Genomic DNA, 19953 nt, shown 5'->3' with positions numbered 1-19953 from the left:
TCAAGATGGGGCTGGCCGGCCTGAGTCCCGTGGCATACAGGAATCAGGCCGCAGCAGCCTAATCAAAGATTGTCCAACAAATGGGGCGCACCTCATTTGTTGCAACGTGCCGAACCTGTTACGCCATGGTTGCCAGCCCTGGCTCATGACTTGAACCATGCAAACAAGGCTGACAACCATGGCTTCACAGGCATGGCCACGTTGCAACAAATGTAGGAGCGAATTTATTCGCGATGCGCCGCGCGGGCGGCGCTCGATCTCATAGACGCCAGAGCAGTCCGGGCAGGCGAGGAGGGAGAGACAAAAATCGCAGGCAAGAAAAAACCCACTAGCAAGCTAGTGGGTTTTTGTATGGTGCCCAGGAGAAGACTCGAACTTCCACGACCGTTAAGTCACTGATACCTGAAACCAGCGCGTCTACCAATTCCGCCACCTGGGCAAAGCTTTACATCATCTGGAGAAGGCGACTATCGTTCGCTTTCACACAGTAGTAACAGATCCTTGGTCATCTGTTACTTGAAAATATTTGGTGCCCAGGAGAAGACTCGAACTTCCACGGCCGTTAAGCCACTGATACCTGAAACCAGCGCGTCTACCAATTCCGCCACCTGGGCACACATTCGAGATTACTTGATGCTTTACAGCGCCGCTCATCTCTACTACAACTTCGGGGTTGTCCGTCGTTGTGGTGCGCACTATACGGACGGTCCGGGGGGCTGTAAACCCCCCAAGCGAAAAAAATTTCAAAAAATTCAACTTGTTGATTCCGCAGGCCTATTCCGGCTCGCCGGAGACGCCGGTGGGGCTGTCCAAGGCTGACATTTCCGGTTTCAATACGCCTATGCCAGAATTCCTATCTATATACCCCAAGGTGAACCCCTTCTGATGGCCGATTGGCAATCCCTCGATCCCGAGGCCGCTCGCGAAGCGGAAAAATACGACAACCCCATTCCCAGCCGTGAGCTGATCCTGCAGCGCCTTGCCGACCGTGGCGAACCGGCCGCACGCGAGGAGCTGGCGGCCGAGTTCGGTCTGTACGACGAAGACCAGATCGAAGCCCTGCGCCGCCGCCTGCGTGCCATGGAGCGTGATGGCCAGCTTATCTATACCCGGCGCGGCACTTATGCCCCGGTAGACAAGCTGGACCTGATCTGCGGCCGCGTCGCCGGTCACCGCGACGGTTTCGGCTTCCTTATTCCGGACGACGGCAGCGAAGACCTGTTCCTCAGCCCGTCGCAGATGCGCCTGGTGTTCGACGGCGACCGCGGCCTGGCCCGCGTCTCTGGCGTCGACCGCCGTGGCCGCCGTGAAGGCGTGCTGGTCGAAATCATCTCCCGTGCCCACGAAAGCGTGGTCGGCCGTTACTTCGAAGAAGGCGGTATCGGCTACGTGACCCCGGACAACCCGAAGATCCAGCAGGAAGTGCTGGTCACCGCCGGGCGCAACGGCGGCGCCAAGATTGGCCAGTTCGTCGAGATCAAGATCACCCACTGGCCGACCCCGCGCTTCCAGCCGCAGGGCGATGTGGTCGAGGTTATCGGCAACTACATGGCGCCGGGCATGGAAATCGACGTTGCCCTGCGCAGCTACGATATCCCGCACGTCTGGCCCAAGGACGTGATCAAGGAAGCGCGCAAGTTCCGCTCCGAAGTCGAAGAGAAGGACAAGGAGAAGCGCGTCGACCTGCGCCACCTGCCGTTCGTCACCATCGACGGCGAGGATGCCCGCGACTTCGACGACGCCGTCTATTGCGAGCCGCTGGGCAAGCTGCGTCTGTTCTCCGGTGGCTGGCGCCTTTATGTGGCCATCGCCGACGTGTCCAGCTACGTGCGCCTGGGCTCGGCCCTGGACGTCGAGGCCCAGCAGCGCGGCAACTCGGTGTACTTCCCCGAGCGCGTGGTGCCGATGCTCCCCGAAGAGCTGTCCAACGGCCTGTGCTCGCTGAATCCGCATGTCGATCGCCTGGCCATGGTCTGCGAAATGACCATGAACAAAGCCGGCCAGATGGTCGACTACCAGTTCTACGAAGGCGTCATCCACTCCCACGCCCGCCTGACCTACAACAAGGTCAGCAGCATGCTCGAGCACTCCCGCACCCGTGAGGGCAAGGCGCTGCGCGAGGAGTACAAGGCAGTCGTGCCGGACCTGAAGAACCTGTACAACCTGTACAAGGTGCTGCTGGATGCCCGTCACGCCCGGGGTGCCATCGACTTCGAAACCCAGGAAACCCGCATCATCTTCGGTGACGAGCGCAAGATCGCGGAAATCCGCCCGACCGTGCGCAACGATGCCCACAAGCTGATCGAGGAGTGCATGCTGGCGGCCAACGTGGCCACTGCCGAGTTCCTGCAGAAGCACGGCGTGCCGGCCCTGTACCGCGTGCACGACGGTCCGCCGCCGGAGCGCCTGGAAAAGCTGCGCGCCTTCCTTGGCGAACTGGGCCTGACCCTGCACAAGGGCAAGGACCCGTCGCCGAAGGATTACCAGGCACTGCTGGCGAGCATTGCCGGGCGCCCGGACTTCCACCTGATCCAGACCGTGATGCTGCGTTCGCTGAGCCAGGCGGTGTACAGCACCGACAACAACGGCCACTTCGGGCTGAACTACGAGGCGTACACCCACTTCACCTCGCCGATCCGCCGTTACCCGGACCTGCTGGTGCACCGCGCCATCCGCAGCATCATCCGTTCCAAGGTGGATACCCCGCACGTCAAGCGTGCCGGCGCCATGAGCATCCCCAAGGCGCGCATCTACCCGTACGACGAGAACACCCTGGAGCAACTCGGCGAGCAATGCTCGATGACCGAGCGCCGGGCCGATGAAGCCACCCGTGACGTGGTCAACTGGCTCAAGTGCGAGTTCATGAAGGACCGCGTGGGCGAGACCTTCCCGGGTGTGATCACTGCGGTGACCGGTTTCGGCCTGTTCGTCGAGCTGACCGACATCTACGTAGAAGGCCTGGTGCACGTCAGTGCGCTGCCGGGTGACTACTACCACTTCGACCCGGTGCATCACCGCCTGTCCGGCGAGCGTACCGGGCGCAGCTTCCGCCTGGGCGACACCATCGAAGTCAAGGTCATGCGTGTTGACCTCGACGAGCGCAAGATCGACTTCGAAGTGTCGGAGAAAACCCTCGCTGCGCCGATTGGCCGCAAACAGCGTGGCGCTGCGCCAGCCGCCGAGCAGCCCGCGCAGGCACCGGTCGAGGCCAAGGCTACGCCGAAACCACGCAGCCGCAAGAGCGAAACCGCCGAGGCATACTTCCCGAAAGATGCCGTGCAGCGTAACGCCGAGGTGCGCAAGAGCCGCGAAATGAAGAAGGCGCTGATGAGCGAGGCGCGCAGTGGCGGCCATGCCAGCAGCAAGTCGGACAAGGGCGGCAAGTCGTCCGGCAAGCCGACCAAGCACCGTAAAGGCCCGCCGAAGTCCGGTGCGCCACGCAAGAGCAAGAGCAAGTCATGAGTCAGCTGGAAAAGATCTACGGTGTGCACGCCGTGCAGGCATTGCTGCAGCACCATCCGAAGCGGGTCAAGCAGATCTGGCTGTCGGAAGGGCGCAGCGAGCCACGCCTCGAAACGTTGCTGGCGCTGGCTGCGGAGAACCGCGTGCCGGTTGGCCAGGCCGAGCGTCGTGAGCTGGATGCCTGGGTAGAAGGCGTGCACCAGGGCGTGGTCGCCGAGGTGAGCCCGAGCCAGGTGTGGGGCGAGTTGATGCTCGAGGAGTTGCTCGAACGCACCGAAACACCACCGCTGATTCTGGTGCTGGATGGTGTGACCGACCCGCACAACCTTGGCGCCTGCCTGCGTACTGCCGATGCCGCCGGTGCCACGGCAGTGGTGGTGCCCAAGGACAAGTCCGCGACCCTGACGCCGGTTGTGCGCAAGGTGGCCTGCGGCGCGGCGGAGGTAATCCCGCTGGTGGCCGTGACCAACCTGGCGCGCACCCTGGAAAAGCTGCAGCAGCGTGGCCTGTGGGTGGTGGGTACCGCCGGCGAGGCCGAGCAGGAGATCTACCAGCAGGACCTGACCGGGCCACTGGTGATGATCATGGGCGCGGAAGGCAAGGGCATGCGCCGGCTGACCCGCGAGCATTGCGATTTTTTGGTGAAGTTGCCGATGGGCGGTAGCGTCAGCAGCCTGAACGTGTCGGTGGCGACTGGCGTGTGCCTGTTCGAGGCTGTGCGTCAGCGTCAGGCCAAGCGCTGATCTTCAGCCTGTACCGGCCTCTTCGCGGGTAAACCCGCTCCCACAGGGATCGCACAAGGCCTGAGCCCTGTGGGGTACCTGTGGGAGCGGGTTTACCCGCGAAAGGGCCGGCAGTCTGTAATGTGTATCAGGCTGTTCAAATATTCACCAATCACCTTGCTTGTGCGCCCCGCCTTCTCTACAATTGCGCCCCTTGCCGAGCTGGCAGGCGCTCATGTGCCTCCCCTCCGTGCAAGACATACAGTGTCATTCACTCCTTGTCTGACCAGATTTACTGGCAGACTACTAACCCGTAAGGAGCATTCATGCGTCATTACGAAATCATCTTCCTGGTTCACCCGGACCAGAGCGAACAAGTCGGCGGCATGGTTGAGCGTTACACCAAGCTGATCGAAGAAGATGGTGGCAAGATCCACCGCCTGGAAGACTGGGGCCGTCGTCAACTGGCCTACGCAATCAACAATGTTCACAAGGCTCACTACGTGATGCTGAACGTTGAGTGCACCGGCAAGGCCCTGGCCGAGCTGGAAGACAACTTCCGCTACAACGATGCCGTTATCCGTAACCTGGTCATCCGTCGTGACGAAGCCGTTACCGGCCAGTCCGAGATGCTGAAGGCTGAAGAAAACCGCAGCGAGCGCCGTGAGCGTCGTGAGCGTCCTGAGCATGCTGAATCCGCCGAAGGCGACGACAGCAATGACAGCGACTCCAGCGATAACGCTGACGAGTAATCCACGGACCTTTAGAGGAGCCTATTAAATGGCACGTTTCTTCCGTCGTCGTAAATTCTGCCGCTTCACTGCTGAAGACGTGAAAGAGATCGACTTCAAAGATCTCAACACCCTGAAAGCTTACGTATCCGAAACCGGCAAGATCGTTCCAAGCCGTATCACCGGTACCAAAGCTCGTTATCAGCGTCAGCTGGCTACCGCTATCAAGCGCGCCCGCTTCCTGGCCCTGCTGCCCTACACCGACAGCCACGGCCGCTGAGACCGGGTCGTCGACAAGCAGTAAGGGATTAGCATGCGAGCGTTAGCAAGTTTCATCATGCGCGGTCGTGTGCAGGCCACCCTGGTGGTGGTCATCAGCGCGGTACTGCCGCTGCTGTTCTGGTTGAGTGCCGCTGCCGGCAGCCTTGTGCTGCTGCGGCGTGGGTTCAAGGATGCTACAACGGTCATCGCCGGCGGCCTGCTGGCCGGGCTGGCCGTGTGGGTCATGGGCGATCCCATCACCTTTCTGGTGATTGCGGGTGCCCTGGCCCTGGCCGCCATGTTGCGTGCCGAGCATCCCTGGAGCCGGGTGTTGCTCGCCAGTGCCGTGTTCGCCGTGGCTTTCAGCCTCGTGCTTGATCTGGCGCTGGCGCAAACCTTCGATGTGCTGGCCAAGGCGTTTGCCGAAGCCATGCCGAAAATCGAGGGGCAACCGGTGCTCTCTGGTGAGCTGATCCGCCCCGTGCTGGTCGCTTCCACAGCAGTGACGGTGCAATTGTTCAGTGTGCTGGCGTTGATGCTGGCGCGCTATTGGCAGGCAGCGTTGTACAACCCTGGAGGCTTCGGGCGCGAGTTTCGCGAACTGAAGTTGCCGAAACAGACCATGGCGGTCTTGGTGGCAGTGATGGTGGTGGCGCCGTTTATCGGCCCGCAGTTCATCATCCTGGCATCGGCCTCGAGCCTGGTACTGGTGCTGGCCGGCATCGCCTTGATGCACGGGCTGGTGGCGCAGGGGCGACTGGCCGGTTTCTGGCTGGTGGGCATGTACGTGACGTTGCCGCTGATCATGCAGCTGATTTATCCGTTGCTGGTGGTTCTGGCCATTGTCGACAGCCTGATTGATTTTCGCGGTCGCAAGTCCCCCAAGGGGAATGACTCCGCGAACGGTGAAGGTTAAAAGTTAAGAGGTTTTACCAAATGGAACTGATCCTGCTGGAAAAAGTCGCTAACCTGGGCAACCTGGGCGACAAAGTAAAGGTTAAGGCTGGTTACGGCCGTAACTTCCTGCTGCCATTCGGCAAGGCCACCGTTGCCAACGCCGCCAACCTGGCTGCGTTCGAAGAGCGTCGCGCCGAGCTGGAAAAAGCAGCTGCTGACAAGAAAGCTTCGGCTGAAAGCCGCGCTGCCCAACTGGCCGAGCTGGAAGTGACCATCACTGCCACCGCTGGCGACGAAGGCAAGCTGTTCGGTTCGATCGGCACCCACGACATCGCTGACGCCCTGACCGCCTCCGGCGTTGAAGTGGCCAAGGCTGAAGTTCGTCTGCCGAACGGCACCATTCGTCAGGTTGGCGAATACGACGTAGCCGTGCACCTGCACAGCGACGTTGAAGCCACCGTACGCGTGGTCGTCGTAGCTGCCTAAGCTGCGCTGACTGGCTGGCCCGTCAGGTGTCAGCCGGTTAACATCGGGCACGGTCCTGTTCATACAGGCCGTGCCCTTTGTCTTTTTCGTCCTCCTGAATTCTTTCGTGGCCATGAACGAGATCACCACCTCCGAACAGCTTGACCTGCAAACCGCAGCCCTGAAGGTGCCGCCGCATTCCATCGAGGCCGAACAGGCCGTGCTCGGTGGCCTGATGCTGGACAACAACGCCTGGGAGCGGGTGCTGGACCAGGTGTCGGATGGCGACTTCTACCGGCATGACCACCGCCTGATCTTCCGTGCCGTGCACAAGTTGGCCGACGCCAACCAGCCATTCGATGTGGTGACCCTGCACGAGCAACTGGACAAGGAAGGCCTTTCTTCGCAAGTCGGTGGGTTGGCGTACCTGGCCGAGCTGGCCAAGAACACCCCGTCGGTGGCCAACATCAAGGCCTACGCCGCGATCATTCGCGAGCGCGCCACCCTGCGCCAGCTGATCAGCATCAGTACCGACATCGCCGACAACGCCTTCAACCCGCAAGGGCGTAACGCCGAAGAGATTCTTGACGATGCCGAGCGGCAGATCTTCCAGATCGCCGAGGCGCGGCCGAAGACCGGCGGCCCGGTGGGGGTCAACGAACTGTTGACCATGGCCATCGACCGCATCGACACGCTGTTCAACTCCGACAGCGACATCACCGGCGTATCCACAGGCTTTACCGACCTCGACGAGAAGACTAGCGGCCTGCAGCCAGCCGACCTGATCATTGTCGCCGGCCGACCGTCGATGGGTAAGACCACTTTCGCCATGAACCTGGTGGAAAACGCCGTACTGCGTACCGACAAGGCGGTACTGGTGTTCTCTCTCGAGATGCCAGGTGAATCGCTGATCATGCGTATGCTCTCGTCCCTGGGCCGTATCGACCAGACCAAGGTGCGTTCCGGCCAGCTGGACGACGACGACTGGCCACGCCTGACCTCGGCGGTGAACCTGCTAAACGACCGCAAGCTGTTCATCGACGATACCGCCGGCATCAGCCCCTCGGAAATGCGTGCGCGTACCCGCCGCCTGGCCCGTGAGCACGGTGAAATCGCCATGATCATGGTCGACTACCTGCAGCTGATGCAGATCCCGGGCTCGGCCGGTGACAACCGGACCAACGAAATTTCCGAGATCTCCCGCTCGCTCAAGGCCCTGGCCAAGGAGTTCAACTGCCCGGTCATCGCCCTGTCGCAGCTGAACCGCTCGCTGGAACAGCGGCCGAACAAGCGCCCGGTGAACTCCGACTTGCGTGAATCCGGTGCGATCGAGCAGGACGCTGACGTGATCATGTTCGTGTACCGCGACGAGGTGTACCACCCTGAGACCGAGCACAAGGGCGTGGCGGAAATCATCATCGGTAAGCAGCGTAACGGCCCCATCGGCTTCGTGCGCCTGGCGTTCATCGGCAAGTACACCCGCTTCGAGAACCTTGCGCCGGGTATGTACAACTTCGACGACGACGAATAAGCCACTGGCCCCATCGCCGGCAAGCCAGCTCGCACAGGAGATCACTGCCTTGAGGCCGGTGGAGCCCCTGTGGGAGCTGGCTTGCCGGCGATGAGGCCGGTACAGGCAACCCATGAATCCGACAACCACCGTCGGATTTGGTCAAAATTTGTGCTATATTCCGCGCCCGCGATTTCCCTGCACACCAGAACCGGTCACTGACATGCAAGCAGCCAAACCACTCTACGACTATCCCAAGTACTGGGCCGAATGCTTCGGGCCAGCACCTTTCCTGCCGATGAGCAGGGAGGAGATGGATCTGCTCGGCTGGGATTCCTGCGACATCATCATCGTGACCGGTGATGCCTACGTCGACCACCCGTCGTTCGGCATGGCCATCATCGGCCGCCTGCTGGAGGCCCAGGGCTTCCGCGTGGGCATCATCGCCCAGCCGAACTGGCAGTCGAAAGACGACTTCATGAAGCTCGGCGAACCGAACCTGTTCTTCGGCGTGGCTGCCGGCAACATGGACTCGATGATCAACCGCTACACCGCGGACAAGAAGATCCGTTCCGACGACGCCTATACCCCAGGCGGTCTGGCCGGCAAGCGTCCGGACCGTGCCAGCCTGGTGTACAGCCAGCGCTGCAAGGAAGCCTACAAGCATGTACCGATCGTATTGGGTGGCATCGAGGCCTCGTTGCGCCGCATCGCCCACTACGACTACTGGCAGGACAAGGTTCGCCACTCGATCCTGATCGACGCCAGCGCCGACATCTTGCTGTTCGGCAACGCCGAGCGCGCGGTGGTCGAGGTGGCCCAGCGCCTGTCCAACGGCGAGAAGATCGAGACGATCACTGACGTGCGCGGTACCGCCTTCGTGCGCCGCGATACCCCCCAGGGCTGGTACGAGATCGACTCCACCCGCATCGACCGCCCAGGCCGTGTGGACAAGATCATCAACCCGTACGTGAACACCCAGGACACCCAGGCCTGTGCCATCGAGCAGGCCAAGGGCGAGGTGGACGACCCGAACGAAGCCAAGGTGGTACAGATTCTCGACAGCCCGCGGATGACCCGCGACAAGTCGGTAATCCGCCTGCCATCGTTCGAAAAGGTGCGTAACGACCCGGTGCTGTACGCCCACGCCAACCGTGTGTTGCACCTGGAGACCAACCCCGGCAACGCCCGCGCCCTGGTGCAGAAGCACGGTGAGGTAGATGTGTGGTTCAACCCGCCACCCATCCCCATGACCACCGAAGAAATGGACTACGTGTTCGGCATGCCCTACGCCCGTGTGCCGCACCCGGCCTACGGCAAGGAGCGCATCCCGGCCTACGAGATGATCCGCTTCTCGGTGAACATCATGCGTGGCTGCTTTGGTGGCTGCACCTTCTGCTCGATCACCGAGCACGAAGGCCGCATCATCCAGAACCGCTCGCACGAGTCGATCCTGCACGAAATCGAAGAGATGCGTGACAAGGTGCCGGGCTTCACCGGCGTTGTCTCCGACCTTGGCGGCCCGACTGCCAACATGTACCGCATCGCCTGCAAGAGCCATGACATCGAGAAGCACTGCCGCAAGCCGTCGTGCGTGTTCCCGGGCATCTGCGAAAACCTCAATACCGACCACAGCTCGCTGATCGAACTGTACCGCAAGGCGCGTGCCTTGCCGGGTGTGAAGAAGATCCTGATCGCCTCGGGCCTGCGCTACGACCTGGCGGTGGAGTCGCCGGAATACGTCAAGGAACTGGTCACCCACCACGTCGGCGGTTACCTGAAAATTGCCCCGGAGCACACCGAGCGTGGCCCGCTGGACAAGATGATGAAGCCGGGCATCGGCACCTATGACCGCTTCAAGCGCATGTTCGAGAAGTTCTCGAAAGAGGCGGGCAAGGAGCAGTACCTGATCCCGTACTTCATCGCCGCGCACCCGGGCACCACCGACGAAGACATGATGAACCTGGCCCTGTGGCTGAAGGGCAACGGCTTCCGTGCCGACCAGGTGCAGGCGTTCTACCCGTCGCCGATGGCCTCGGCCACGGCCATGTACCACTCGGGCAAGAACCCGCTGCGCAAGGTGACCTACAAGAGCGAAGGGGTGGAGATCGTCAAGAGCGAGGAGCAGCGCCGCCTGCACAAGGCGTTCCTGCGTTACCACGACCCGAAGGGCTGGCCGATGCTGCGTGAAGCGCTGCAGCGCATGGGCCGCGCCGACCTGATCGGGCCGGGCAAGCACCAGCTGATCCCGCTGCACCAGCCGCAGACCGATACCTACCAGAGTGCGCGCCGCAAGAACTCGACCCCGGCGGGTAGCCACAAGGTGGGCAAGGACCAGAAGATCCTTACCCAGCACACCGGCCTGCCGCCGCGTGGCAGCGATGGCAGCAAGCCGTGGGACAAGCGTGAAAAGGCCAAGGCCGAAGCGTTTGCGCGCAACCAGCAGGCGGCCAAGGAGCGCAAGGAAGCGGCCAAGGGTGGCAAGGGCAACAAGAAGCCGCGTCAGCCAGTCATTCCGCGCTAACTGATCCATATTGGGACCGCTTTGCGGTCCTTTCGCGACACAAGGCCGCTCCCACATTGATCGGCGTACGCAGTGCTTTTGTGGGAGCGGCCTTGTGTCGCGAAAGGGCTGCAGAGCAGCCCCAAAATCTGCAAATCAATCGGGCTTCTTGTCGACCCACTTCGGCGCCACTGGCGCTACAAAGCTTTCCATCCCGTCCAGCAGCTCATCCGGCTGCTGCCCCAGCAGCAACATCGCCCGATGCTGCGGCCGCACGAAGCCTTCTTCGACGATATGGTCGAGGAACCCGCCCAGCTTCTCGTAGAAGCCGTTCACATCCAGCAGTCCCAGCGGCTTGGCGTGATAGCCCAATTGCCCCCAGGTCCATACCTCGAACAACTCCTCCAGCGTACCCAGCCCACCGGGCAGGGCGATGAAGGCATCGCTCAGCTCGGCCATGCGTGCCTTGCGCGCATGCATGCCGTCGACCACTTCCAGGCGGCTGAGGCCTTTGTGACCGATTTCGGCATTCATCAGGCTTTCCGGGATGATCCCGATCACTTCGCCGCCGGCCGCCATGGCCGCGTCGGCGACGGTGCCCATCAGGCCGACCGCGCCACCACCATAGACCAGGGTCAGGCCGCGACGGGCAATCGCCTGGCCCAGCGCGATGGCCGCTTCACGGTAGGCAGGGTTGGCGCCGATACTGGCGCCGCAGAACACACAAACGGAACGTACGGGCATTGCTCATCTCCTGTCACTCAGGCTGACAGGGTAAGGTCCATGCCCTACAGTTCCAAGGCCGGTTTCACTCCGGTCGGGAGAATTCGCAGATGGCGCCAGTCGCTCCATGGGCGTAGGCCGCCAGCAGGCTGTTCATCAGGCTACCAAGGGTCATTTCGTATTGCTCCTAAATGAGAGGTTGTCCCATCCTCCAATAAAAGGGCATGATGTGCTCTTGAATTGGTTGTATACAATCGATTGAACAATTCTACTGGCTGGCCACTTGACACCCCCTTGACCCATATCAGCAGGGGGCTGAACGGTTTCAGGCAGTCTCGCAATTGATAAAACCCTGCCAAGGAGATTCATGATGTTTGCGAAAGCTGTAGCGGTATCCCTGCTGACCCTCGCCAGCGCCTCTGTCTTCGCAGCCGAGTGCTCGGTGACTGTCGACTCCACCGACCAGATGTCCTACAACACCAAGGAAATCAGCGTCGACAAGAGCTGCAAGGAATTCACCGTCAAACTGACCCACTCCGGCAACCTGCCGAAGAACGTCATGGGCCACAACCTGGTGATCAGCAAGACTGCCGACATGCAGGGCATTGCCACCGAAGGCATGAGCCAGGGTCTGGAAAAGGACTACATCAAGGCTGACAACGCCGCGATCATCGCCCACACCAAGATGATCGGCGCGCCTGAGAAGGAAACTGAAGTGAAGTTCGACACTACCAAGCTGGAAGCCGGTGGCGACTACAGCTTCTTCTGCACCTTCCCGGGCCACATCTCGATGATGAAGGGCAAGGTCGTCGTCAAGTAATCAAAGGCTGACGGTGAACCCTGTGGGAGCGGGTTCACCCGCGAATGCGTCGGTGGCTTCACCATCGTATTCGCGGGTGAACCCGCTCCCACAGGTCCTTCTATAGCCTTATCAAGGGGCGAACGGCAGTTCGCGCTTGTGCTGGGTCTTGCGGTAGGTGGCGACGATGATGTCGAACGCTGCCTGGTCAACCGGCTGCCCATGCAGGAAGGCATCGATCTGCTGGTAGGTCACGCCATGGGACGCTTCGTCCGGCTTGCCCGGCGCCAGGTCTTCCAGGTCCGCAGTCGGCACCTTCTCCACCAGTGACTCCGGCGCACCAAAGCTGCGCGCAATCGCCCGCACCTGGTTCTTCACCAGCCCGCTCAGCGGCGCCAGGTCGCAGGCGCCATCACCAAACTTGGTAAAGAAGCCCATCACCGCCTCGGCGGCGTGGTCGGTACCGATCACCAGGCCCGCGCGGGCACCGGCGATGGTGTACTGGGCGACCATGCGCGTGCGTGCCTTGACGTTGCCCACGACAAAGTCCACCAGCGTCGGCGAGCCATTCTTCAGTTCCACGACCTCAGCTGCCAGCGCCTTCACCGCCGGGGCGATATCGACGGTGTGCACTTCATCGGCCTTGATCACGTCCAGGCAGGCCTGGGCGTCATGCTCATCGTGCTGCACGTGATAGGGCAGGCGCACCGCGATGAAGGTATAGGCCTTGTCACCGGTTTCTGTGCGCAACTCGTTGATGGCGCGTTGGGCGAGCAGGGCGGCGGTCAGCGAGTCGACGCCGCCGCTGATGCCCAGCACCAGGGTCTTGAGCCGGGCGTTGGCCAGGCAATCCTTGATGAACGCCACGCGCCGGGCGACTTCGGCCTCGAGCGCGGCGGCGTCGGCGAACGGCGGCTGTACCTTCAGCGCCTGGGCAATCTCTTGCTGAACCGCTTGCATGGGTTACTCCTTGCTGGGGACTTTGAATACATGGCGCATGTAGGCGACGAAGTTCTCGTCGCGGCACTGGGTCTTGGCGGCTTCGTCCGAGATCTTCGCCACCGGCGCGCCGTTGCAGTCGGTCATTTTAAGCACGATGCTCATCGGGGCCACGCCCGGGATGTCACAGGTCAGGTTGGTGCCGATGCCAAAGCTGACGTTGATGCGACCGCGCAGGGCACGGAAGATTTCCAGCGAGCGGGTCAGGTTGAGGCCGTCGGAAAACACCAAGGTCTTGGTCATCGGGTCGATACCCAGTTTCTGGTAATGGGCAATGGCCTTTTCCGCCCAGGCCACCGGTTCGCCCGAGTCGTGGCGCAGGCCGTCGAACAGCTTGGCGAAGTACAGGTCGAAATCGCCGAGGAAGGCATCCATGGTGATGCAGTCGGTCAGGGCGATGCCGAGCAGGCCGCGGTACTCGCGCACCCAGCAGTCCAGCGCGGCGATCTGGCTGTCGATCAGTCGCGGGCCGAGTTGCTGGTGGGCCATGATCCATTCATGGGCCATGGTGCCCAGCGGCTTGACATCCAGTTTCCATGCCAGGTCGACGTTGCTGGTGCCGACGAAGCGGCCCGGGAAATCGTCGCGCAGCACGCGCACCACTTCTTCCTGCACGCGGCTGGAAAAGCGCCGGCGGGTGCCGAAGTCGGCCACCTGCAGTTCGGCCAGTTCGTCGTCGCTGGCATGTGCGCGCAGCCAGTCGAACTTGCGGTACAGCTGGTCGCGGGCCTCGGCCAGGCGCATGCGCGGGTGCAGCTGGCGGTTGCGCACTTCACTGATGATCGCCAGTAGCGGCACTTCGAACAGGATCACATGCAGCCATGGGCCTTTCAGGCGCAGGCACAGCTGGTCGTTTTCTATCCCCAGGCGCACGTAGCGCAGGTTGAAGCGGAACAGGCGCAGAAAGCGCAGGAAGTCGGGCTTGAGGAAGGTGATGCGTTCGAGGAAGGCCAGTTGGCCGTCATCCAGGGTGAGGTCGCTGAGCCGCTCGAGCTGGTTGCGGATTTCGCCAAGATAGGGGCGCAGGTCCTCGCCGTTGCGGCAGCGGAATTCCCATTCGACGTCGGCGTCCGGGTAGTTGTGCAGCACGCCCTGCATCATGGTGAGTTTGTAGAAGTCGGTGTCGAGCAGGTTGTGCACGATGCGCTCGGCGAATGCGCTTTCGCTCATCAAGGGGGCTCCGGAAGCGGCGAATGGCGGACATTGTGCCAGCCTTTTCGGCCTTGTTGTGTCTGGGCTGGCCTCTTCGCGGGTGAACCCGCTCCCACAGGGCCGCGTATCGGCCAAAACCGGGTGTTTTTTTGTGCACCAGCTAGCCTTGAAACGGTGCCGCCTGTAGCAGTCGCGCACCAGCGGTGTGCAGTTCGGTGACGTCCGCTGTTACAGGGCGGTTGCACGTAAACACTTGCCAGGGTTGCAATGATGGCACTCGGCGGTTGCTCCTTGTCTGTACGTGTGGTGGCGCCTGCCGCGTGGCAGACGGTTGCACGCTCAATAAAGAAAAGGCCGTCGGTCGCCTGTTGGCGCCTGTCTCAGTGTGTTTTCCCGGAAGACAAACCGTATGGCACGGCCCTTGCTCAGAGCACAGGGCTGAGAAGTTGTAGTGCCAACCAAAAAAACTCTAGGAGCACCACCTCATGTCGCAGACGTTTTACAAGAAAGGTTTCCTGGCTCTGGCCGTAGCTACGGCACTGGGTGTTTCTTCGTATGTTCAGGCCGACGTCAAGATCGGTGTAGCGGGCCCGATGACCGGGGCTAACGCAGCGTTTGGCGAGCAGTACATGAAAGGTGCGCAGGCAGCGGCCGACAAGATCAACGCCGCCGGTGGCGTGAACGGCGAGAAAATCGTCCTGGTCAAGGGCGATGACGCCTGCGAGCCGAAGCAGGCCGTGGCCGTGGCCAACCGCCTGGTCGACCAGGACAAGGTGATCGGCGTGGTCGGCCACTTCTGTTCTTCCAACACCATCCCGGCCTCCGAGGTGTATGACGAGGCTGGCGTCATCGCCATTACCCCGGGCTCCACCAACCCACAGGTCACCGAGCGCGGCCTGGGTGCCATGTTCCGCATGTGCGGCCGTGACGACCAGCAGGGCATCGTCGCCGGCGACTACATCGTCGATGTGCTCAAGGGCAAGAAAGTCGCGGTATTGCATGACAAGGACACCTACGGGCAGGGCCTGGCCGACGCGACCAAGGCACAGCTGGAGAAACGCGGCGTCAAGCCGGTGCTGTACGAAGGCCTGACCCGTGGCGAGAAGGACTTCAGCGCCGTGGTCACCAAGATCCGCTCTACCGGTGCCGACGTCGTCTACTTCGGCGGCCTGCACCCGGAAGCCGGCCCTCTGGTACGCCAGCTGCGCGAGCAGGGCCTGAAGGACGTCAAGTTCATGTCCGATGACGGCATCGTTACCGACGAACTGGTGGCCACCGCCGGCGGTGCGCAGTACGTCGATGGCGTGTACATGACCTTCGGCGCCGACCCGCGCCTGCTGCCAGACAGCAAGGCGGTGGTGGAGGAGTTCCGCAAGGCCGGTACCGAACCTGAGGGCTATACCCTGTACGCCTATGCCTCGCTGCAGGCGCTGGCCGCCGCGTTCAACGGCGCCAAGTCGAACAAGGGCGAAGCGGCTGCCGAGTGGCTCAAGGCCAACCCGGTACAGACCGTCATGGGCGAGAAAAAGTGGGACAAGAAGGGCGACCTGACCGTGTCCGACTACGTGGTCTACCAGTGGGACAAGGACGGCAAGTATCACCAGCTGGAAAAACAAAAATAATAACGGCCCACGGCCCGGGCGCAGCTGCCCCGGGCCCAAGCCCCGCGGTACCTGTCTTTATCCGTAGATCTGCACAGTACTGCGCTGCGAGGGCCGCCTGTCCCGGGCCCGCCGTGGTCGGCGCTCGTGCAATCTCAATCAGGTGAGATTGCGTTATGGATGGTATTTTCCTGCAGCAACTGGTCAACGGCCTGACCCTCGGGTCGGTCTATGGCCTGATCGCCATCGGCTACACAATGGTCTATGGCATCATCGGCATGATCAACTTCGCGCACGGCGAGGTGTACATGATCTCCGCGTACCTCGCGGCGATCAGCCTGGCATTGCTGGCTTATTTCGGTATCGAGTCGTTCCCACTGTTGATGCTGGGCACCCTGTTGTTCACCATTGTCGTCACCGGCGTGTACGGCTTCACCATCGAACGCATCGCCTACAAACCCCTGCGTAACTCCACCCGCCTGGCACCGCTGATCAGTGCCATCGGTATTTCGCTGATCCTGCAGAACTACGCGCAGATCAGCCAGGGCGCCCGCCAGCAAGGCGTGCCGACCCTGCTCGAAGGCGCCATGCGCATCGAAGTCGGCACCGGCTTCGTGCAACTGACCTACACCAAGATCTTCATCCTGGTGGCGGCCTTTGTCGGCATGGGCCTGCTCACCTACGTAATCAAGTACACCAAGCTCGGCCGCATGTGCCGTGCCACCCAGCAAGACCGCAAGATGGCCTCGATCCTGGGCATCAACACCGATCGGGTGATCTCCTACGTGTTCGTCATCGGTGCGGTGATGGCCGCCCTGGCCGGTGTGCTGATCACCATGAACTACGGCACCTTCGACTTCTACGCCGGCTTCATCATCGGCATCAAGGCGTTCACCGCCGCGGTGCTCGGCGGGATCGGCTCCCTGCCTGGCGCCATGCTCGGCGGGATCATCCTGGGCATTTCCGAGTCGCTGTTCTCTGGCCTGATCAACTCCGACTACAAGGACGTGTTCAGCTTCTCGCTGTTGGTGATGATCCTTATCTTCCGCCCACAAGGCCTGCTGGGTCGCCCGCTCGTGGCTAAGGTGTGAACATGTCCATTGCCAAAACTGCCTCTGTTACCGAAACCAAGGGTTTCGACCTTAAACGCAGCCTGCTGGAAACCATCGTCGCCGGCCTGCTGGCACTCATCGTGTTTGGCCCGGTGGTCGGCGTAGTGCTCGACGGCTACAGCTTCAACGCCGAGCCGCGGCGAGTGGCCTGGCTGGTCGGCGGGGTGATGCTGGGGCGCTTCCTGCTCAGCCTGTACCTGCAGACCGCCGCCGGCTCGCGCATGCTCCAGGGCTTCGAAAGCGGTGGCTCGGGCGTGCATGTGCGCGCGCCGGACTACGTATCGCGCCTGCGCTACATCATCCCGGCGCTGGTGGTGATCGCCATCGTCTTCCCGATCTTCGCCAACAAGTACCTGCTGACCGTGGTCATCCTCGGTCTGATCTACGTGCTGCTGGGCCTGGGCCTGAACATCGTGGTCGGCCTGGCCGGCCTGCTCGACCTGGGTTACGTGGCGTTCTATGCCATCGGCGCCTACGGCCTGGCGTTGGGTTACCAGTACCTGGGCCTGGGCTTCTGGAGCGTACTGCCACTGGCGGCTATCGCTGCGGCGCTGGCAGGGTGCATCCTCGGCTTCCCGGTGCTACGGATGCACGGTGACTACCTGGCGATCGTGACCTTGGGCTTCGGCGAGATCATCCGCCTGGTGTTGAACAACTGGCTGTCGTTCACTGGCGGCCCCAACGGCATGCCGGCACCGTCGCCAACCTTCTTCGGCCTGGAGTTCGGCCGCCGGGCCAAGGACGGCGGGGTACCGATCCACGAGTTCTTCGGCTTCGAGTACAACGCCAACCTCAAGTTCGTGTTCATCTACGCGGTGCTGTTCATCGTCGTGCTGGCTGTGTTGTACATCAAGCACCGCTTGACCCGCATGCCGGTCGGCCGCGCCTGGGAAGCGCTGCGCGAGGACGAGATCGCCTGCCGTTCGATGGGCCTGAACCATGTGCTGGTCAAGCTTTCGGCGTTTACCCTGGGTGCCTCCACCGCCGGCTTGGCCGGTGTGTTCTTTGCCACCTACCAGGGCTTCGTCAACCCGTCGTCGTTCACCTTCTTCGAGTCGGCGCTGATTCTCGCCATTGTCGTGCTTGGCGGCATGGGCTCGACCGTGGGTGTGGTGATCGCGGCCTTCGTGCTGACCGTGGCGCCCGAGCTGCTGCGCAGCTTCTCCGAGTACCGCGTGCTGCTGTTCGGTGTGCTGATGGTGCTGATGATGATCTGGCGACCGCGTGGGCTGATCCGCATCAGCCGTACCGGTGTGACCCCGCGTAAAGGAGTGGCGCCATGAGCGACGATATCATTCTCTCGGTCGACAACCTGATGATGCAGTTCGGTGGCATCAAGGCGCTCAGCGATGTCAGCCTGAAGGTCCGGCGCAACCAGATCTTCGCCCTGATCGGCCCCAACGGCGCCGGCAAGACCACTGTGTTCAACTGCCTGACCGGCTTCTACAAGGCCAGTGGCGGGCGTATCGAGCTGAACGTGCGCGGCAGCCACACCAATGTCATCCAGCTGCTCGGCGAGCGCTTCCAGGCGGCGGACTTCGTCTCGCCGACGCGCTTTGCCAACCGCATGTACTACAAGATGTTCGGCGGTACCCACCTGGTCAACCGCGCCGGCCTGGCACGCACCTTCCAGAACATTCGCCTGTTCAAGGAAATGTCGGTGGTGGAAAACCTGCTGGTGGCTCAGCACATGTGGGTCAACCGCAACCTGCTGGCCGGGGTGCTCAACACCAAGGCTTACCGCAAGGCCGAGAGCGATGCGCTGGACCATGCGTTCTACTGGCTGGAAGTGGTCGACCTGGTCGACTGCGCCAACCGCCTGGCTGGCGAGTTGTCGTACGGCCAGCAGCGCCGCCTGGAAATCGCCCGGGCCATGTGCACGCGGCCGAAGATCATCTGCCTGGACGAACCGGCGGCTGGCCTGAACCCGCAGGAAACCGAGGCCCTCAGCCGCATGATCCGCGTGCTGCGCGACGAACACGACATCACCGTGGTGCTGATCGAACACGACATGGGCATGGTCATGAGCATTTCCGACCATATCGTGGTGCTCGACCACGGCAACGTGATTGCCGAAGGCGCGCCACAGGATATCCGCCACAACCCGACGGTGATCGCTGCCTACCTGGGTGCCGATGAAGAGGAACTGGTATGAGTGCACCCATTCTCGAACTGAAGGACCTGGACGTGTTCTACGGCCCGATCCAGGCGCTGAAAAAGGTCTCGATGCACATCAACGAGGGCGAGACGGTCAGCCTGATCGGCGCCAACGGTGCCGGCAAGTCGACCCTGCTGATGTCGATCTTCGGCCAGCCGCGGGCGGCGTCGGGGCATATCGTGTACCGCGGTACCGACATCACCCGCAAATCGTCGCACTACATCGCCTCCAACGGCATCGCCCAGTCGCCGGAAGGGCGCCGGGTGTTCCCTGACATGACTGTCGAGGAGAACCTGATGATGGGCACCATCCCCATCGGCGACAAGCATGCCGACGAAGACATGCAGCGCATGTACGAGCTGTTTCCGCGCTTGAAAGAGCGGCGTAACCAGCGGGCCATGACCATGTCCGGTGGCGAGCAGCAGATGCTGGCCATTGCCCGGGCGCTGATGAGCCGGCCGAAGTTGCTGTTGCTGGACGAGCCATCGCTGGGGCTGGCGCCGATCGTGGTCAAGCAGATCTTCTCGACCCTGCGTGAGCTGGCCAAGAGCGGGATGACCATCTTCCTGGTGGAGCAGAACGCCAACCATGCGCTGAAGCTGTCGGACCGGGCTTATGTGATGGTCAACGGGCAGATTCGCATGACCGGGACCGGGCAGGAGCTGTTGGTAAACGAAGAGGTGCGTAACGCGTATCTGGGCGGGCATTGAGTTGCATTCGGGGGCCGCAAAGCGGCCCCCGAAGCCAATGTGGACAACCTTTCGAACACCTCTCCCCAATTACTCCACAGCCCCACCACAAACCCTTGTTTCCACAGGACCATTTTTTCCACGGATAATGTGGAACCGCCTGTGGAAA

17 protein-coding genes and 2 tRNA genes are annotated in these 19953 nt (G+C 61.9%); 14 read left to right on the top strand and 5 right to left on the bottom strand.

From position 1 onward, the window contains the following. Positions 1-352 precede the first annotated feature (352 nt). Positions 353-439 (bottom strand) — tRNA-Leu (locus tag ACIQYU_RS24140). Between the two features lie 88 nt (positions 440-527). Further along, positions 528-614, bottom strand: a tRNA-Leu gene (locus ACIQYU_RS24135). 271 nt (positions 615-885) lie between these two features. Here ACIQYU_RS24135 and rnr point away from each other — a divergent pair. The 8 genes from rnr to ACIQYU_RS24095 all read left to right on the top strand — a co-directional run bounded on the left by rnr (position 886) and on the right by ACIQYU_RS24095 (position 10572). Beyond that, positions 886-3462 (top strand): ribonuclease R, encoded by a 2577-nt coding sequence (gene rnr, locus ACIQYU_RS24130; RefSeq protein WP_207828728.1) that lies wholly within the window; start codon positions 886-888, stop codon positions 3460-3462. Beyond that, the gene (gene rlmB, locus ACIQYU_RS24125; RefSeq protein WP_063911916.1) at positions 3459-4205 is read left to right on the top strand and encodes a 23S rRNA (guanosine(2251)-2'-O)-methyltransferase RlmB; all 747 of its coding nucleotides are present in this window, start codon (positions 3459-3461) and stop codon (positions 4203-4205) included. The genes rnr and rlmB overlap by 4 nt, the downstream gene beginning before the upstream one ends. A gap of 305 nt (positions 4206-4510) precedes the next feature. Next, complete coding sequence (gene rpsF / locus ACIQYU_RS24120) at positions 4511-4936, top strand: 30S ribosomal protein S6 (protein WP_021783885.1); 426 nt, start codon at positions 4511-4513, stop codon at positions 4934-4936. 28 nt (positions 4937-4964) lie between these two features. Further along, positions 4965-5195 carry a 30S ribosomal protein S18 gene (rpsR, locus tag ACIQYU_RS24115; RefSeq protein WP_003249563.1) on the top strand — a complete coding sequence of 77 codons (231 nt, stop codon included), beginning with the start codon at positions 4965-4967 and terminating at the stop codon, positions 5193-5195. Positions 5196-5228: 33 nt separating this feature from the next. After that, on the top strand, positions 5229-6092 hold the full coding sequence (locus tag ACIQYU_RS24110) for a hypothetical protein (protein ID WP_063911915.1): 864 nt from the start codon (positions 5229-5231) through the stop codon (positions 6090-6092). Between the two features lie 20 nt (positions 6093-6112). Further along, positions 6113-6559, top strand: a complete 447-nt coding sequence (gene rplI, locus ACIQYU_RS24105; RefSeq protein WP_003249568.1) for a 50S ribosomal protein L9 — start codon at positions 6113-6115, stop codon at positions 6557-6559. Positions 6560-6671: 112 nt separating this feature from the next. Beyond that, positions 6672-8069 carry a replicative DNA helicase gene (gene dnaB, locus ACIQYU_RS24100; RefSeq protein WP_015271992.1) on the top strand — a complete coding sequence of 466 codons (1398 nt, stop codon included), beginning with the start codon at positions 6672-6674 and terminating at the stop codon, positions 8067-8069. A gap of 202 nt (positions 8070-8271) precedes the next feature. Continuing rightward, positions 8272-10572: a YgiQ family radical SAM protein gene (locus ACIQYU_RS24095; RefSeq protein WP_207828736.1), complete on the top strand. Its 2301-nt coding sequence runs from the start codon at positions 8272-8274 to the stop codon at positions 10570-10572. Positions 10573-10707: 135 nt separating this feature from the next. On the opposite strand, the gene ACIQYU_RS24090 is transcribed toward ACIQYU_RS24095, so the two are convergent. Then, on the bottom strand, positions 10708-11295 hold the full coding sequence (locus ACIQYU_RS24090; RefSeq protein ID WP_207828744.1) for a TIGR00730 family Rossman fold protein: 588 nt from the start codon (positions 11293-11295) through the stop codon (positions 10708-10710). Positions 11296-11644: 349 nt separating this feature from the next. Between ACIQYU_RS24090 and azu the strand changes: the two genes are divergently transcribed. After that, positions 11645-12094, top strand: a complete 450-nt coding sequence (gene azu / locus ACIQYU_RS24085; protein WP_233687342.1) for an azurin — start codon at positions 11645-11647, stop codon at positions 12092-12094. Between the two features lie 111 nt (positions 12095-12205). On the opposite strand, the gene nadE is transcribed toward azu, so the two are convergent. Together nadE and pncB are read right to left on the bottom strand one after the other, a co-directional pair. Further along, entirely contained in the window at positions 12206-13033 is an 828-nt protein-coding gene (gene nadE, locus ACIQYU_RS24080; RefSeq protein ID WP_233687343.1) for an ammonia-dependent NAD(+) synthetase, read from the bottom strand. Between the two features lie 3 nt (positions 13034-13036). Next, entirely contained in the window at positions 13037-14242 is a 1206-nt protein-coding gene (gene pncB, locus ACIQYU_RS24075; RefSeq protein WP_233687344.1) for a nicotinate phosphoribosyltransferase, read from the bottom strand. Positions 14243-14709: 467 nt separating this feature from the next. On the opposite strand from pncB, the gene ACIQYU_RS24070 reads away from it, so the two are divergent. The 5 genes from ACIQYU_RS24070 (at position 14710) to ACIQYU_RS24050 (ending at position 19805) form a co-directional block, all read left to right on the top strand. Next, on the top strand, positions 14710-15846 hold the full coding sequence (locus tag ACIQYU_RS24070; protein WP_063911909.1) for a branched-chain amino acid ABC transporter substrate-binding protein: 1137 nt from the start codon (positions 14710-14712) through the stop codon (positions 15844-15846). A gap of 155 nt (positions 15847-16001) precedes the next feature. Continuing rightward, positions 16002-16916, top strand: coding sequence for an ABC transporter permease subunit (locus tag ACIQYU_RS24065; RefSeq protein ID WP_207828751.1), 915 nt, complete (start codon positions 16002-16004; stop codon positions 16914-16916). Positions 16917-16918: 2 nt separating this feature from the next. Beyond that, positions 16919-18220 (top strand): high-affinity branched-chain amino acid ABC transporter permease LivM, encoded by a 1302-nt coding sequence (gene livM, locus ACIQYU_RS24060; protein WP_063911907.1) that lies wholly within the window; start codon positions 16919-16921, stop codon positions 18218-18220. Beyond that, positions 18217-19092 (top strand): ATP-binding cassette domain-containing protein, encoded by an 876-nt coding sequence (locus ACIQYU_RS24055; protein ID WP_207828759.1) that lies wholly within the window; start codon positions 18217-18219, stop codon positions 19090-19092. The genes livM and ACIQYU_RS24055 overlap by 4 nt, the downstream gene beginning before the upstream one ends. Next, positions 19089-19805 carry an ABC transporter ATP-binding protein gene (locus ACIQYU_RS24050; RefSeq protein ID WP_016712243.1) on the top strand — a complete coding sequence of 239 codons (717 nt, stop codon included), beginning with the start codon at positions 19089-19091 and terminating at the stop codon, positions 19803-19805. The genes ACIQYU_RS24055 and ACIQYU_RS24050 overlap by 4 nt, the downstream gene beginning before the upstream one ends. Positions 19806-19953: the final 148 nt, after the last annotated feature.

The sequence above is a fragment of the Pseudomonas sp. NPDC096925 genome, assembly GCF_044762545.1.
Lineage (GTDB): Bacteria > Pseudomonadota > Gammaproteobacteria > Pseudomonadales > Pseudomonadaceae > Aquipseudomonas.
The sequence above is the reverse complement of the archived record's forward strand: the minus strand, read 5'-3'. Positions and strand labels throughout refer to the sequence as shown.